The sequence below is a fragment of the Actinomycetota bacterium genome, assembly GCA_014360655.1.
Classification (GTDB): Bacteria; Actinomycetota; Geothermincolia; order Geothermincolales; family RBG-13-55-18; genus JACIXC01.
Genome location: JACIXC010000007.1, coordinates 98,562 through 114,273 on the forward strand (window position 1 = coordinate 98,562; position 15,712 = coordinate 114,273).

Annotated in this window: 13 protein-coding genes; 3 read left to right on the forward strand and 10 right to left on the reverse strand. The window is 64.7% G+C overall.

The annotated features are described in order from the left end of the window. Window positions 1-109: 109 nt before the first annotated feature. The 7 genes from H5T73_06735 to H5T73_06765 all read right to left on the reverse strand — a co-directional run bounded on the left by H5T73_06735 (window position 110) and on the right by H5T73_06765 (window position 6,195). Entirely contained in the window at window positions 110-1,087 is a 978-nt protein-coding gene (locus tag H5T73_06735) for a nitronate monooxygenase (GenBank protein ID MBC7247457.1), read from the reverse strand. A gap of 62 nt (window positions 1,088-1,149) precedes the next feature. Beyond that, on the reverse strand, window positions 1,150-1,929 hold the full coding sequence (locus tag H5T73_06740) for an enoyl-CoA hydratase/isomerase family protein (protein ID MBC7247458.1): 780 nt from the start codon (window positions 1,927-1,929) through the stop codon (window positions 1,150-1,152). Window positions 1,930-2,056: 127 nt separating this feature from the next. Beyond that, on the reverse strand, window positions 2,057-2,530 hold the full coding sequence (locus tag H5T73_06745) for a Zn-ribbon domain-containing OB-fold protein (protein MBC7247459.1): 474 nt from the start codon (window positions 2,528-2,530) through the stop codon (window positions 2,057-2,059). 20 nt (window positions 2,531-2,550) lie between these two features. Next, window positions 2,551-3,741, reverse strand: a complete 1,191-nt coding sequence (locus H5T73_06750; GenBank protein ID MBC7247460.1) for a thiolase family protein — start codon at window positions 3,739-3,741, stop codon at window positions 2,551-2,553. After that, entirely contained in the window at window positions 3,741-4,886 is a 1,146-nt protein-coding gene (locus H5T73_06755; protein MBC7247461.1) for a thiolase family protein, read from the reverse strand. The genes H5T73_06750 and H5T73_06755 overlap by 1 nt, the downstream gene beginning before the upstream one ends. Beyond that, window positions 4,887-5,360: a Zn-ribbon domain-containing OB-fold protein gene (locus H5T73_06760; protein MBC7247462.1), complete on the reverse strand. Its 474-nt coding sequence runs from the start codon at window positions 5,358-5,360 to the stop codon at window positions 4,887-4,889. A 241-nt stretch (window positions 5,361-5,601) separates the two neighbouring features. Next, window positions 5,602-6,195, reverse strand: coding sequence for a TetR/AcrR family transcriptional regulator (locus H5T73_06765; GenBank protein ID MBC7247463.1), 594 nt, complete (start codon window positions 6,193-6,195; stop codon window positions 5,602-5,604). Between the two features lie 530 nt (window positions 6,196-6,725). Here H5T73_06765 and H5T73_06770 point away from each other — a divergent pair. Then, window positions 6,726-7,877 carry an alpha/beta fold hydrolase gene (locus tag H5T73_06770; protein MBC7247464.1) on the forward strand — a complete coding sequence of 384 codons (1,152 nt, stop codon included), beginning with the start codon at window positions 6,726-6,728 and terminating at the stop codon, window positions 7,875-7,877. A 431-nt stretch (window positions 7,878-8,308) separates the two neighbouring features. On the opposite strand, the gene H5T73_06775 is transcribed toward H5T73_06770, so the two are convergent. The 3 genes from H5T73_06775 to xth all read right to left on the reverse strand — a co-directional run bounded on the left by H5T73_06775 (window position 8,309) and on the right by xth (window position 11,196). Then, complete coding sequence (locus tag H5T73_06775; protein ID MBC7247465.1) at window positions 8,309-9,295, reverse strand: HAMP domain-containing protein; 987 nt, start codon at window positions 9,293-9,295, stop codon at window positions 8,309-8,311. 644 nt (window positions 9,296-9,939) lie between these two features. After that, window positions 9,940-10,260 carry a hypothetical protein gene (locus H5T73_06780; protein ID MBC7247466.1) on the reverse strand — a complete coding sequence of 107 codons (321 nt, stop codon included), beginning with the start codon at window positions 10,258-10,260 and terminating at the stop codon, window positions 9,940-9,942. A 162-nt stretch (window positions 10,261-10,422) separates the two neighbouring features. Then, window positions 10,423-11,196 carry an exodeoxyribonuclease III gene (gene xth / locus H5T73_06785; protein ID MBC7247467.1) on the reverse strand — a complete coding sequence of 258 codons (774 nt, stop codon included), beginning with the start codon at window positions 11,194-11,196 and terminating at the stop codon, window positions 10,423-10,425. Window positions 11,197-11,820: 624 nt separating this feature from the next. On the opposite strand from xth, the gene H5T73_06790 reads away from it, so the two are divergent. Both H5T73_06790 and sfsA read left to right on the forward strand, forming a co-directional pair. Next, window positions 11,821-14,679 carry a PAS domain S-box protein gene (locus H5T73_06790; protein ID MBC7247468.1) on the forward strand — a complete coding sequence of 953 codons (2,859 nt, stop codon included), beginning with the start codon at window positions 11,821-11,823 and terminating at the stop codon, window positions 14,677-14,679. Window positions 14,680-14,735: 56 nt separating this feature from the next. Next, entirely contained in the window at window positions 14,736-15,428 is a 693-nt protein-coding gene (gene sfsA / locus H5T73_06795) for a DNA/RNA nuclease SfsA (GenBank protein MBC7247469.1), read from the forward strand. Window positions 15,429-15,712: the final 284 nt, after the last annotated feature.

The following is a 15,712-nucleotide window of genomic DNA, read 5'->3' on the forward strand; positions in this document are numbered from 1 at the left end:
CTTGTCTCCGCTTCCCGCGGTCTTACCGTTCCCGTGTCGCATCCTTCCCATATCCCGCGCGCCTCATCTACTCGTGTCATGGTCTTACTGTATCCCGCGAGGCGATGCATTAATCCTTGACCATGCCCCGCAGGCGTTCCGTCGCGCTCTCCGCCTCCTCCACCATGGCCCTGATTATCTCGGCCACCGGCTTCACCTCGTGCACGAGGCCCACACCCTGGCTGCAGACCACGATGCCCCCGTCCGGGTCGCCGCTGCGGAAAATATCGCGGGTCAGGGACCCCGCCACGACCTTGATGATCTCCTCGAAGGCGGCCCCCGCCGCCTCCAGCTCCGCCGCCCGCTGCGCGGCCAGGTTCCTCCACACCCGCAGCCTGTTGTGAACCGAACCCAGGATGACGATGGTGTCGGTCTCCTCCGCCTGCAGCAGGCGCTCCTTGATCGCCTCGTGCACCGGGCTCTCCGCCGCGAGCAGCAGGCGGGTCCCGATGAGCACGGCTTCCGCCCCCAGCGCCAGGGCCGCGGCGAGCCCCCTGCCGTCCGCTATCCCGCCGGCGGCGATCACCGGGATGCGCAGCCTTTCCACGGCGCGCGGCACCAGGGAGATGAAGGTGAGGTCCGCCTCCCCGATATGGCCGCCCCCCTCGCTGCCGAAGACCGTCACCGCGTCGTATCCCATGTCCTGGGCCACCTCCGCGTGGTGAACGGTGGTGCACTTGTGCATGAGCAGCACGCCGTTGTCCTTCAGCTCCTGCACCAGGTCGGCGGGAGGGCGTCCCCCGCTGGTCTCAACGACGGGCACCCCTCCTTCCTCCAGCATGGCCTCCACGTAGAGCCGGTTGTCAATGGGGCGCAGGGCGGGGAAGAGGTTCAGGTTGACGGCGAAAGGCCTGTCCGTGAGCCGCTTGAGCCTTCGCAGCGCCTCCCTGAACTCCTCCTGGGTCACGAAGCTCGCCGAGGACATGACGCCGAGCCCCCCCGCGTTGCTCACCGCGGCCGTGAACTCGGGCCCCGTGATCCACTGCATGCACCCACCGATCACGGGGTGCTCGATCCGAAAGAGCCTGGTGATGCGCGTTTCCAACATCTTCCTTCCTCCCCATCGCGCGCTTCCGCCCCGCGCAGCAAGCGACGGGCGCGGTTCCGCCTTTAACCCTCCTCGTCGCCCCCCTTCTTCCCTTCCAGGAATTTCCTCACATCTTCACGGTGTTCGGGAGTTGTCACGTTGAGGGACTGTATGTGGGCCTCCAGTTCCAGCTGCGTCCCCAGGTCCACGACGAATGCCGTGTTCACGAAGCGTTTGATGTGCGCCAGGATTTCGGGGGGCCTGCCCGCCAGCCTCTTCGCCAGTTTCATCACCTCTCCCGATATCTCCACGTGGTCCACCACGCGGTTGACCATGCCCATGCGCAGGGCCTCCTCGGCGTCGACCACGCGCCCGGTAAGGGCGATCTCCTTGGCGCGCGCCGTGCCCACCCGGCGGGCCAGGAAGTAAGCGGAGCCGAAGTCGGGGACCAGGGAGATGCGCACGAAGCTGAGGAAGAAGCGGGCCCGTTCCGTGGCGTAGGTGATGTCCGAGGCCATGGCCAGGCCGAAGGCTCCCCCCACCGCCCAGCCGTCCACCTCGGCGATCACCGGGCGGGGCCCCTCGTGCAGCTCGACGATGAGCCGGCCCATGCGGCGCATGGTTTCCGCGAGCAGTCCGGGGTCCATCTTTTCCCCCATGATGGAGAGGTCCGCGCCGGTGGAGAAATTCCCGCCCTCGCCGCGGATGACGATGACCCGGACCTCCTCGTCGTCCAGGACGTGCCGCATGCCGTCCAGCATGCTCATGACCATCTCCGCGCCCAGGGCGTTCATGTTGGGCCCGTCCATGGTGCAGCGGGCCACGCCCTCCTCGACCTCGACCCTGAAAGCGCCGCCTTCCATTTCCACCTCCCATGAACACGCCGCGGTCAACACGCCGTGTCGGGTCACAGGCCTCGCCAGACGCGACGTGCGGGGTCAAGCCCCGGGCGTTGCCGATGCGCCCGCCGTCCGCCCACGGCCGCTCCCCTTAAGTCCCGACCAGGGTGAAGTGTTTCACGTCGAGCATGCTCCCCGTCCGTTCCTCCGCGAAGACCGCCTTCACCCGCGCTCCCACCTTGATCTTTCCCGGGTCCGTTTCGTCCAGGTAGTGCAGGATATAGGTGTCGGCACCGTCCAGCTTGATGACCGCGTACCCGTAGGGAACCGGCTTCTGCTTCCCGGTGGAGGGGTCCACGAACCCGAAGCTGACCACGGTGAAGGTGATCACCTCCCCCTCGTCGGAGACGGGCACCAGCTCGGTCAGCTCCCGGAAACACGGCCCGCAGACACGGCGCGGGGGCACGTATACCCTGCCGCAGCCGGGGCACCTCACCCCCACGAACCTGCGGTTGTCCCGCAGCTCGGTGAGGAAGCGCGATCCGTAAATTCCCGCCGACCACCGGAAGGGCTGCTCCGCCTCGCCGCTCTCCAGCTTGATGAGTTCCTTCCTCTCCTCGGCCATCCTCTCCTCGGCCATCTCCCTCACCCCCGCGGTTTCTCCGGCTTCTCTTTCCCCAAGAGCAGCACGTCCGACCAGAAGCAGCCGCCGAAGCCGGTGGCCAGCGCCAGCTCCACGTCCGGGACCTGGCGGTCCTCCGCCCGCCCCTGGATCTGCAGGGCGCACTCCGCCACCCGCAGCAGCCCGGTGGCGCCGATGGCATTGGAGGACATCACCCCTCCCGAGGGGTTGACCGGGCACTCCCCACCCATGTCGGTGGCCCCCGAGCGCAGCAGCTCCGGGCCGCCCCCGCGCGGGCAGAAGCCCAGGGACTCCATGTAGCGGAGGCCGGCAAAGGAGTAGGGGAGGTAGAGCTCGGCCACGTCTATCTCCTTCAGGGGGTCTCTCACACCCACCTTGTCGTAGACCTCCCTCGCCGCCCACTCCAGGGCAGGGAACCACCAGCCGTTCTCCAGCGCCTGGTTGACGTATGGGTCGCTGGTGTAGGCCCAGAGGTGGCGGTCGGCCACGGCGAGTATCCACGCCGGCTTGTTGGGAAATTCTTCCACGACATCCTCGCTCGCGAAGATCAGCGCGCAGGCCCCGTCCGTGCGCGGACACATGTCTCCCATCTTCACCGGCCAGGAGAGGTAGGGGGAGTTCATGACATCCTCTATGGTCAGGTTGATGTGCAGGTGCGCGTAGGGGTTGTTGAGCGCGTGCCGGCGCTCGCGCACCGCCACGTAGGCCGCGTCCTCCTCGGTGGCCCCCGTGAGGTGCATGTACTGGGTGGCCTCCAGGGCCAGGCCCGCCACCGCCCCCGCGAAGATGGGGCGGTCCCAGAAGGGGTCGAAGGCGGTGATGATGGCTCCCGTGGTGTCGGACTCGGAGTTCTTCTCCCAGCCGATGGCCAGCACCCGGTCGAAGAGCCCGGAGGCCACGTGGTAGTAGGCGGCCATGGCTACCGTGGTGCCCGTGGTCCCCCCGGTGGTGAGCTTCATGATGGGCTTCATGAGGGCCCCGCTCCCGTCCACGGACCAGGTGTCCACGTAGTTGATTCCCTCGAAGTGGTCCATGTTGCCGATGACCACGGCGTCGATATCGTCACGCTTCATGCCCGCATCGGCGAGGGCGGCGCGCACCGCCTCGTGGATGAGCTCCTGCCCGTTGACATCGGGGCGCGAGGAGCGCTGCCTGGTCATGCCCACCCCCACCACGGCGACCCTCTTTCCCATCACGGTTCACCTCCCAGCACCCACACGCAGTGCGACTGGCCGCAGGGGCCGTTGATGCCGTGCGCCACCGCCGTGCGCACGCCCTCCACCTGGTGCTCACCTGCATCACCCCGTATCTGCAGCGCGCACTCGATCATGCGGTTGAGCCCGGCCGCCAGCACCGGGTTTCCCGCCAGGCAGCCCCCCGAGGCGTTGACCGGCAGCCTGCCTTCCAGGGAGGTCGCCCCGCTCGCGGTGAGCCTCCCCGCCTCGCCCCGCTCGCAGAACCCGAGACCCTCCAGCCACATGAGCTCCATATAGGAGAAGGCGTCATAGAGTTCGACCAGGTCCACCTCGCGGGCGGCATCCGCGACGCCGGCCATGGCATAGGCCTTCGCGGCCGCACGCTGCAGCGCGCGCACATCCCCCAGGTCGCGGTCACCCAGGTGGTAGGCGTCGCAGCAGTGCGCCACGCCCCGCACCCAGACCGGCCTGCCGGCGGTCCTCCGCGCTCTCTCGGCGGAGGCCAGGACGAGCGCCGCGGCCCCGTCCGAGATGGGGCAGCAGTCCAGTACCTTGAGGGGCTCGGCGATATAGGGGGAGGACATGACATCCTCCACCGTCAGCTCGAGGGGCAGCTGCGCAAGGGGGTTGCGGAAGGCGTTGCCGTGGTTCTTGACCGATACCAGGGCGCATTCCTCCTCCGTGATGCCATACCTGTCCATGTAAGCCTTTGCCTGCAGGGCCGCCGAGCTCACCGCCTCGACGCCCAGGGAACGCTCGTAGACGGGGTCGAACATGGCGTTGGTGATGAGGGGCATGTCGCTCTCCGACCCCTTGTGATGGGCACACACCAGGGTGGTCCCGAAGCTTCCCGAGAGGATGCGCATGAGGCCGTAAAAGGCCCCGAAGGTGCCGTCTCCCTCCACGGTGGACACGTTCCTGTCGAAGGAACCGCAGGCGTCCTGGACGGCCATGGAGGAGATGGTCCTGCCGTCGAAGAAGTCGTTGGAGACCGTTACCACGTTGTCCACCTGGTCGATGGTCATCCCCGCGTCCTCGAGCGCCAGGCATACCGCCTCGTAGACCAGGTCCGCGTACGTGTCCGCTCGCCTCTCGCGCTCCATGCGGGTCATCCCCACCCCCACCACGGCCACCGGGTCCACCTAGACCACCTCCCGCACGGGCCGGAAATAGCGCACGTCGAGGATGCTCCCTTCCCTCTCCGCCGCGAAGACCGCCTCCACCTCCATGCCCGCGCGCAGCTCGCCCTCCGCGAATTCGTGCAGCAGGTGGAGGAAACCGGTATCCGCGCCTTCCAACCGGATGATCCCGTAGGCGAAGGGTAGGGCGAGGGGCGCTAGGTGGGGATGGTGCCTGCGCACCACGGTATAGGTGAGGAGCGTCCCCCGCCTTCCCAGTTCCACCCATTGCGCGCACTCCGCGCCGCAGTCCGGGCAGTGGCGCCGCGGAGGATGGTAGACGACTCCGCAGTCCGGGCACCTCGTCCCCAGGAACCTCTCCTCGTCCCGCAGGGCCTGCAGGTAACGGGTCCCCGTCTCTCCCGCCGCCCAGCGGTAGGGGACCTTGATCTTCCCCTCCATGACCAGGATCTCCTGCCCTGCCATCCAGTCCTCCATCACCCGCACCTCCCGTGATCTTTCGGGCCTTCATCCAGGCGCCCCAACGGGGGAACCTCACGTCTCCTTCCGCCCGCGAGCCGTCGAAAATGCTGCCGCCTCGGGCTGACGGCGTATCGCTTTCCCGCAGCCGGCCACCTTCCCGCAGCCCTCCCGCCTTGTTCCCGTAACCCTACCGCCGTCTTCCCGTCGCATTACCGCCGTCTTCCCGCAGCCCTCCCGCCGGAGGACGGCGCCGGGCTCACCGGCGTTCCGCGGCCGCGCACCCATGGAGAAAAAGGTCGCAGAAGATATCCGCTACCTCCTCCGCCGTGTATTTCCCTCGCGGGCGGAACCAGACGGAGAGCCAGTTGCACATCCCCGATATGGCGCGCACGGCCATGGGCACGTCCAGCTCCCGGAACCTTCCCTCCCTGACGCCCTCCTCCATGAGCTCGCGGTAAAACGACTCGTAATCGCGGCTGAGAGAGCGTATGAACTTGCGCTTTTCCTCCGGGAGCTCGCTCTCCTCCGCCAGGTAGACCGCGATGACGTCGCCGTGCGCTGAGAACATGCTCACGTGCCAGGCGATGAGACGGCGCAGCCTCTCTTCCACCGTGCCGGGCTCCTCCATGATCTTCTTCGCCCCTTCCATCAGCCGCTCGATGGCCGCTTCGCAGATGGCGTAGAGGAGGTCGTGCTTTGTGTCGATGTAGTAGTAGAGGGCGGGCTTGGTAACCCTCAACTCGGAGGCGATGTCCTCCATGGTGGTGGCGCGGTACCCCTTCTCCCGGAAAAGGCGCGCTGCGACGCTCAATATCTCGTCCCAGCGAGATTTGTTCACCAGCTCCCTCACTGCCGATAAGGACCTTACTTAACGGTAGGTAAATTCATTTTACCGACGGGCAGTACGTCCGTCAACCTTGACCTTTCCTCTTGTGGAGTTTGTTTGTCTTGTCGGGACGATAGGGTGGTTTCCCAACCTTTTTCAACCAGGAAAGCGCCTACCGAAACGATACAGCATGCCCTCAAGAAGATCCTATTGGACAACCTCTGGTCAACCGTGGGGCAACCGCGGGGCAACTGTTAGGCAACCGTGGGGCACCGTGGTTATGAATACTTCCAGGAGAAAAACCATGTCATACGTCGCTGCGTGAGGAATACAACGGTCGTCATTGGGATGCCACAGCTCCACGGGGGGAGTTGTCACGATTGCGTTGCATTACGATCATTGCCATCAATAAAATGGTGGCGATTACAAGTGAACAACCTCGGACGCAGGAGGCGGCGGCAAGGGTCAACGTGTTTTAGGTTGAAGAGGTGCGCGCGCCCGCAGGCCGCACGGCGAAACGGCGTATGCCCTCCCGTATCGGATGGAGGTGGAAGATGGACGATTCCCGCGCGGTTCCGCGATCCCTCGGCCTGGAAACGATCCCCTTTAACCCGGAGGAGGTGGCCCCCGGCGCCCACCTGGAAGTCCGTTGCGAGTGTTTCCACACCGGGGACGGCGTGACCCTGCGCCTCAAGCGGTACGCGAGAGAGGGCGCCCAGCCGGTCATCCTCGTCCACGGCTATACCGGTAACGGCCTGGAGTTCGACCTGCCCCACCGCAGGCACAACCTCGCCCTTTTCCTGGCGGAGCGGGGTTACGACGTGTGGATCGCGAACTTCCGGGGATGCGGCAGGTGGCCCTACCACAGCGACACGAACGGCTGGCTGCATTCCGTCGACCACCTGGCCGCCCTGGATGCGCCGGCCCTGGTGGATGGGGTGAGCCTGGCCACGGGCAAGAAGCCCGTGTGGATAGGGCACAGCATGGGAGGGATGGTCCTCTACATGTACCTCGCCGGCGCGCGCATGACCTCCCACGACGGCGGCTGCGAGGTATCGCTGGACCCGGCGCTGGCGGCCGAGAGGAACCGTGCTCTCCTGGGAGGGATCACCATCGGCAGCCCTCCCGCCTTTCACCACGGCGGCGGCGCCTGGGTGGCGACGCTCTCCCGCCTGCCCTTCTTCGACGCCACCGTACGCATGCTCATCCGCCTCTGCGGATCGCTGGAAACGGCGTCCCCGCGCTTTCCCGTCAGCCGCCTCGGCGACCTGGTCGCGCGCTTCCCGCGCCTGGGAATGGTGCTGGCGATGCACGGCCCCATCGCCGTTTTTCTCTACAACCGGGAGAACGTTTACCCGGAAGTGGGCTGCAGCCTCCTGCGATGGGCCTCCGACAACGTCACCGCGCGCATGACCAGGCAGATACTCTCCCTCGTCCGCGACCGTGACTTCCGGGACTACCGCGGTGCCTGCAGTTACACGGAACGCATGGCGGACATCACCCTGCCCCTCCTCTTCATCACCGGGACCCTGGATTTCGTGGGAGCGGAAAACATCCGCACGCACGGCTACGAGCTGGTGGCCGGCGAGCGCAAGCGGTTCGAGAACCTCACGGGGTACGGCCACACGGACCTGGTGATGGGGAAGAGGGTCTACGAGGAGGTGTACCCCCTCATCCTGTCCTGGCTGGAGGAACTCGGGGGTTGAGCGGGGAGCAAGCGAGCCCGCGCCGCCGGCACGCCGCCCGCCACCGTCCCGACCCGTCAATCAGTCTCCTCGTCCTCATCCCGCCCGCAGCGAGGAGGCCCGTGAGCGCCGACGTGGCCATCTCGAACGGAACTCGCCTTCCGTCAGCGTGCGCTCCTTCTTACGCGTGAGATCGCCACGGGGGCGCTTCGCGCCCCCTCGCGATGACGTTCTCTGGTATCGTGCCTTACTCGTGCCTTTCTCGCGCCTTTCTCGCGCCCTTACGTGCCTTTCTCGCGCCCTTACGTGCCTTATTCGTGCCTTTCTCGCGCCTTTTTCGCGCCCTTACGTGCCTTATTCGTGCCTTACTCGTGCCTTATTCGTGCCTTTCTCGCGCCTTTTTCGCGCCCTTACGTGCCTTATTCGTGCCTTATTCGTGCCTTACTCGTGCCTTATTCCTCGCCAACGGACCTGGCTATGTACTTCCTGAAGCTCTCGACCATCTCCTTGAAGGCGCGCTTCAGGCCCTCGAACTCCTCTCCCTCGCGCACTTTTATATCCACGTCCAGGTCGCCCTCCATGACCTGCTCCGCGGCCGCGGAGAGCTCCTCGATGGGAGCGGTTATCTGTCTGCGGATGAGCATGCTGAGCACGAAGAAGGTGATGAGGATGGCCAGGAGCACGGATAATCCCACCACCACGGCGATGATCACGATGGCGCGGTTCTTCTCGCTGCTGTAGAAAGCGTTGATGTCCGCCACCGCCTCTTCCATGGAGACGAAGTCGATGCCCCACGCGCCGGTCAGCACCGGGCTCAGCTTGGAGAGGTCATAGAGGCACATGAGGTACTTGCCCTCGAGCCCGATCTCGGGGATGCCGTCCTCCAGGTACCTGTAGCTCTCGCCCCCCTCCTCGATATCCTCGATGGTCGCGAGCACCACGTCTGGCACCCGGTATTTCGGCCTTCCGTTCTCGTCCCTTTCCATGAGCCTGTCGTCTGTCGCCAACATGATGCCGCTCTCGGGGATCATGGGTGGGGTGGCCAACAGGACCTCGATTATGAGATCCACCCCCATGGTTCTCTCCTCGACGAGCTTTTTCATTCGCTCCTGGGCTTTCAGAAAAGGCTCGCTCAACTCCCCCGAAAGGGTGGCCCCGCTCATCTCCAGGAGCTGCTGCGGAGTGTATTTTTGCAGGTCTCCCAGGATCTCCTTCGCTTCCACCTCCGCCATGTACTTCATGCCCGTGTCGATGACCTTCGCCTTCTCCTCCACCACCTTGTTTACGCTCTTCTCGACCATGCGGTTATAGCCGTCGTTGACGAAGAGGAAGATGACCACCCCGCTGGTGACCATGAGGATGACCACCAGCGCCGTTATCTGGTAGAGGATGCTTGACCTCTTCCTCCCCACCTGCGATTTCTTCCCTCCATCATCCATCCTTGCTACACCTCCATTGCTTCGACCGGTTGCTGTCTATCCGTCACCGCCGATCTATACAAGTCCTGTGGATTATCGGGTTTCCCTTTCGTCTTATTTAATCATTGAACATTGCGTGTCCCGTGTTCCGGCCGGACCATCCGGTACTATGGATTATCGGGTTTCCCTCTCTTTTTATTAAATCGGACCGTGCCTCCCGGGCACCGGCAGGGGCTTCCCGCACAACTCCCGTCCGGCACGCCGGCAGGCCCGACAGGCGCGGACATCGGGGAAGGCGGAAAAGGGGGTCACGGACGAGAGCGCATGGCCAAGCCCTGATGAAGCCGAGATGATGGACGACAGCGGGTCCGCCCCGACTTACGGCCACGGACGAGAGCGCCTGGCCATGTCTTGATAAAGGCCCAAGGCCGCCGAGCGGATGCCAGGTGTAAAGAAGAAGCACAAGCGCCGGCCTGGGCTAATGGAAACGGGACCCGGACTGGGGTGGCGGTTGCAGAATAGAGGTTCCGATACCCGGGCAACCCATAGCGGTGTTTTGCGATCCACAAGCGGCTTTGGGGCAGTTTCAAAGAGAGGTTCCGGTACCCGGGCAAAAGCTCGCCCAGGGACGCTACGAGGGAAGGGGGCTTCCGACCCTGCTACGATCACTCCTCGTCCGGGTCTTCACCGTCACCCTCTCCGGCCTCGGCTATCCAGCGCTCGAGGACCTGCACGATCTTCCTGGCCTGTTCCACGCTGGAGATGTTGAACTTGGCCTGTTGCCGGTATTCGCCGTTTATACGGCGGTAGCGCCTTATGGTATAACGCTCGGGTCCGTAACCATCCCGCGAGCGCTCCCACTGGCGGTAGCGGAAAAGCACCGTGGCCCAGGCGCCGCGGGTGATGATCTCCCTGTCCAGCTCCTCGACCACCTGTACCCCGTCTTCCTCGTAATTGATGGTGATGTCCTCCACGTCCTCGAACAAGTCCCTCTCCTTCCCTTTTTCCTTCCTTCTGCCGATCTTCCCTTACCTTCCTTACCTTCCTTGCCTTCCTTGCCTTCCTTCTTCTCCCTTCCCTTCCCTTTCCTTTCCTTTCTTTCCTTTCTTTCCTTTCTTTCTTCTTCCTTCTCCACGTCTACATACCGTTCACATATCCAGCACCAGGCCTATGGGGCAATGGTCCGAGCCCTCCACCTCCGGCAGGATGTATGCCTTCTTCACCCTCTCCCGCAGCTCCTCGCTGACGAAGAAATAATCTATGCGCCAGCCTATGTTCCTCTCCCTGGCGCGTGTCTTCAGGTCCCACCAGGTGTAATGGCCGGGCTCCTCGTTGAACATGCGGAAGGTGTCCACGTACCCGTGGGCCACGAACCTGTCCAGCCAGGCGCGCTCCTCGGGAAGGAATCCTGACACCTTGCTGTTCTCCTTCGGCCTTGCCAGGTCTATCTCCCGGTGCGCGGTGTTGAAGTCCCCGCAGGCCACCACGGGCTTTCCTCCCCCGCGCACCGCCTCCACGTAATCCAGGAAGGCGTCGTAGAAATCCAGCTTGTACCGCAGCCTCTCCCGCGATTGCTTCCCGTTGGGGAAGTAGACGTTGCAGAGAAGGAAATCGCCGTAGTCTGCGGCCAGGAACCTCCCTTCACTGTCGAACCTGGGTATGCCGAAGCCGCCGCGCACGCCCTGCGGTTCATGACGCGTGTAGATGGCGACCCCGCTGTAACCCTTGCGGTCCGGCACGGAGAAGAAGGCACGGTATCCTTTCACTTCCCGCAGCTCCGGTGGGAGCTGGTCTTCCAGGGCCTTGGTCTCCTGCACACAGAGGATATCGGGGCGGGCCGCGAGGAACCATTCCAGGAACCCCTTCCCGTACGCCGCCCGCAACCCGTTGACGTTCCAGGAGATGATGGTAAGCCTACCCATTTCCGGCCTCACACCTTCTTTCCACTTTCCGTGTTCCTCCCGCCTCCCGCTTTTTCCTGCCTCCCGTGTTCCTCCCGCCTCCCGACTTTTCCCTCCAGCCTTTTTCCTGCCTCCCGTGTTCCTCCCGCCTCCCGCCTTCCCGCACCCGCCTTTTTCGCTTCCCGCCCGTCCTTACCCCGTCTGTCCTCCTCCCGCCTCATGTGGGCTCGCTTTCCCTCCTGTCCCCGTAACCGCTCAGTCACCTGATAAGTCCCCGTCCCGAGGCCCGCCTCCCGAAAAGTCCCCCGTTTCCGGGGCCTCGACGCATGTGGTCTCCGCTCAGGCATCCGGCACGCGCTCCCGGTCCGCGTGCCCACTTCCTTAATATAGCCCACGCGGGGCACGCGCCCAAGGCAGCGGCGGAACCCGCCGCCGGCAGCAGTGTGAAAGGCCTATTTCCGCCCTTTTTAGGGTATATTTCTGTTGGATGGACGCTGTCGGACGGCGAAAACGCGCCGGGACGGAAAGGCCGGGCGTGGGAAAGGGTTTCCCCTTACCCGCAGCAACTTCTTACCGGCGCAGGGAAGAGGGATGGCCGGGCGAGGACGCAAGTCAAGGCCTCGTCCTCCTGGGAAGGGAGAGACGATGGGCAAGGCGAGGCCCGACGGAAAAGGCGAGAAGCCCGCGCGCGCAAGGGGTGGAACGGACCGCGCGAAGAAACGGGGCGGACCGCGCGAAAAGCCCGGTGGCGTCGACCACGGGGCCCACCCGGACGAGGAACTGCTTCGTCACATGGTGGATGCCGCCTCCGACGCCATCGTCTGCATCGACGAGGAAGCGCGCATCGTCTTCATCAACCATGCCGCCGAGGAGCTCTGGGGATACCCGCGCGAAGAGGTCCTGGGCACCGACATGGCGCGGCTGATGGTCCCGGAGGAACAACGCGAACGCTTCGCGCAGTCCTTCCGAAAGATGATCTCCGGCACGCGCGAGGACATACTTGGGAAGCGACACCGATTTCTCTCCGCCGACAGGCGCGGCCGCCCCTTCGTGGCCGAGGTTTCACCTTCCTCCTTCTCCGCCGGCGGGAAGGATTACTTCCTGGCCATCGCCCGGAAAGTCACGGAAAGGGAGCAGCTGGAGAAAGCGCTGCGGGAATCGGAAGAGCGCTACCGCATCCTGCACGACAACGCGCGCTTCGGCGTGTTCTCCTTCGACCGCGAGCTGGTGATCACCGGCGTCAACCGGGTGGTCTCGGAACTGCTCGGCTATACCGAGGGGGAGCTCGTGGGGAAGGGTATCCTGGAGCTGGACATCCTCCACCCCGACGATTACCCGCGCGTAGCCACCGCCCTCTCCGAGATCTTCGAGGGCCAGAAGGCGTCCCGCAACGACCTGAGGATCAGGAGAAGGGACGGCACCTACCTTGTAGCCGACATCACCGGCGTGCCCATCCGGGGGCCCTCGGGAGAGGTCGTGGAGGTCATCAACATAGGCGCGGACGTCACCGAGCAGAGGCGCCTTGAAGAAGAGCTCGCTCGACACCGGGCCCACCTGGAAAGGCTGGTGGAACAACGCACGGAGGAAGTGCAGGAGGCCCTGCAGCGACTGGAGCGCAGCGAGCGCTACTACCGCGCCCTCATCGAAAACGCGTACGACCTCATCGCGGTGCTCGACGACGACCTCACCATACGCTACGTCAGCCCCTCCGTGGAGAAGATCTCCGGGTACACGCCGGAGGAGGCGCTGGGCAGGAACGCGCTGGAGTTCTTTCACCCCGAGGACATGCAGGCGGTGGTGGACTCCTTCCGGCCCGACCTGGAAAACAAAGGGATCACGGAAGTGGCCCGTTACCGTTACCGCCACAAGGACGGCACCATGCGCTGGCAGGAAGCCGTGGCCGTCAACCTCCTGGACGACCCCGCGGTAAGGGGCATCGTGGTCAACGCCCGGGACGTGACCGAGGGCGAGGAGGCGAAGCGGGCGCTCGCCGAGAGCGAGGGGCGCTATCGCACCCTCGTGGAGACCTCACCGGATGCCATCACCGTCACGGACCTCGCGGGAAAGATCGTCATGATCAACCCTCCGGGAGCGCAGCTGCTGGGCTATGACGGCCCCGAGGAGGTGGCGGGCAGGAACATCCTGGAGTTCATCGCCCTCGAGGACCACGCCCGCGCCATCGACTCCATGCGCACCAGGCCCGCGGAAGGAAGGGTGAGGAAAGAGGATTACATCCTCGTGCGCGGGGACGGGACGCGCTTCTGGGGGGAGATCAGCGCCTCTCTCCTGCGCGACTCCCACGGCAAACCGATCGGCTTCACCGCCATCACCCGCGACATCACCGAGCGCAAAAAGACGGAGATGGGGCTGGAAAAGCTCAATCGCTGCCTTCTGAGCCTGGGCCACGACCCCCTGGCGAACATCGCCGACATCATCATGGCGGCCGGGGGGATCATGGAGGCGCGCCTCGCCTGTTACGGCAGGAAGGAGAGGGGCAGGTTCCAGGTCTTCTCGTCGCTGGCGGCGGAGAAGGGGTTCCTCGCCCTGGACAACGTGGAAAACCTCGTATGCTGGCAATTGATCTCGCGTGGCGTGGATTCCCCCGTCTCGAGCAAGGACCTCCCGGCGGGCGTCTTCGAGAACGACCCCGACGTGATCTCCCACCGCCTGCGGGAATGCCTCTGCTATCCCGTGAAACTGAAGAGCGAGCCCATAGGCTGCCTCTGCCTCTTCTTCGACACGGAGCGCCGCTTCAGCGCCGCGGACATAGACATCCTCATCATGCTGGGAAGGGCCATCGCCATCGAGGAGGACCGCTGGGATTACCAGGAAGGCCTGCGGGACTTCATAGACATCGCATCCCACGAGCTGCGCCACCCCATGGCCCTGCTGGGAGGCTTCTCCGAGCTGCTGCGGGAACGCGCCGGCGAACTGGACGAGAGGACACTCGGCGAGGTCGCCGATGCCATAGTCTCCGCCACCGACAGGCTGAAGGATATCGCAGAGGGACTCGTGCGCGTCTCCCTGGTGGAGCGCGACCGCCTCCCTTTTTCGCGCAGGAAGGAGGATGTGGCGCAGCTCGTCGCGCAGACCCTTTCCGAGATGGAGAAACGCTTCCCGCAAAGGGAATTCCGCTTCAACATGATCGGGGAGATCGGCTCGTGCCCGGTCGACGCCACCCGCATCCACGAACTGATGGTGATACTCCTGGACAACGCGGTGAAATTCTCCCCCTCCGAAACTGCGGTGGAGGTGCAGTTGGAGGCGGTCAGGGAGGGGATCATCGTCTCCGTCCTGGACCGCGGGAGGGGAGTGGCGGAGGAAAGCCGCGAGCGCATCTTCGAGCGCTTCTACCAGGTGGAGGAAGCGCAGCACCATTCCGAGGGCCTGGGCCTGGGGCTTTTCCTGGCGCGCCAGATCGTGGAGGGCCACAACGGGCGCATCTGGCACGAGGACCGTCCGGGAGGGGGGTCCGCCTTCCGCTTCTTCCTCCCCTACCTCTGAATGCCTCTACTGCCGCATCATGGCGGGACGCAGCCGCTCGGGATATCCTGGGGTACATGGATATCGGAACCTGGAAGGACGCGGTGTTCCTGGAAAGACCCAACCGCTTCCTCGCGCTGGTGGAACTGGAGGGGGAACGCGTACGGGCTCACGTTCCCGATCCCGGCCGCCTGCACGAGCTTCTCATCCCCGGAGCAAGAGTTCGCCTGCGCGCAGCCCCGGGATGGGGACGGCTCACCTCCTGGGACCTCATCGGGGTGGCCTGCCCCGAGGGCTGGGTGAACATCGACTCGCGCCTGCCAAACTCCCTCTTCTCCGAGGCGGTGCGCGAAGGTCGGTTGGACGATTTTCCCGGTATCACGCGCATAGCGCCGGAATACCGCTTCGGCGACAGCGTGCTTGATTTCCTCCTCGAGGGCCGGGGCCCGCACTGCCTGGTGGAGGTCAAGGGATGCACCCTGGTGGTTGACGGGGTCGCGCAGTTCCCCGATGCTCCCACCAAGAGGGGGTCACGCCACCTGGCGGAACTGGCGAGAGCGCGAGAGCAAGGACTACGCGCCTGCGTGGTGTTCGTGGTCAAGCACCCCGGTGGGAGGGCTTTCTCGGCCAACCGCGACACCGACCCTCTCTTTGCCGACAGTCTCGAACACGCCGTGGGCTATGGAGTGGAGGTCATCCCCTACTTCGCCCCCTGGGAGGGCCAGGAAATCCGACTGCGTTCACGCCTTCCCTTCATCAGGAATGTTTAAGGCCGATCCTCGTTCGCGTCCGTGTACCGCGTGTCGTGGCCCGGAGGCGCATTTCAAAAACGTCATAGCGGGAGGCGCGCGAGCGCCCGGACCCCGTCATTGCGAGGAGGCGCGAAGCGCCGACGAAGCGATCCCGTACGCGTAAAGGAACGGGCAAGCCGGTTGTGCCATCACGGCGATGACGTTTTCCTCCGGGTGAGATCGCTTCGTCGCTCCGCTGCTCGCGATGACATGCTTCCTTGAGATTGCTCCGCCTCGCTCGCAATGACAGGAAAGCCGCGCGC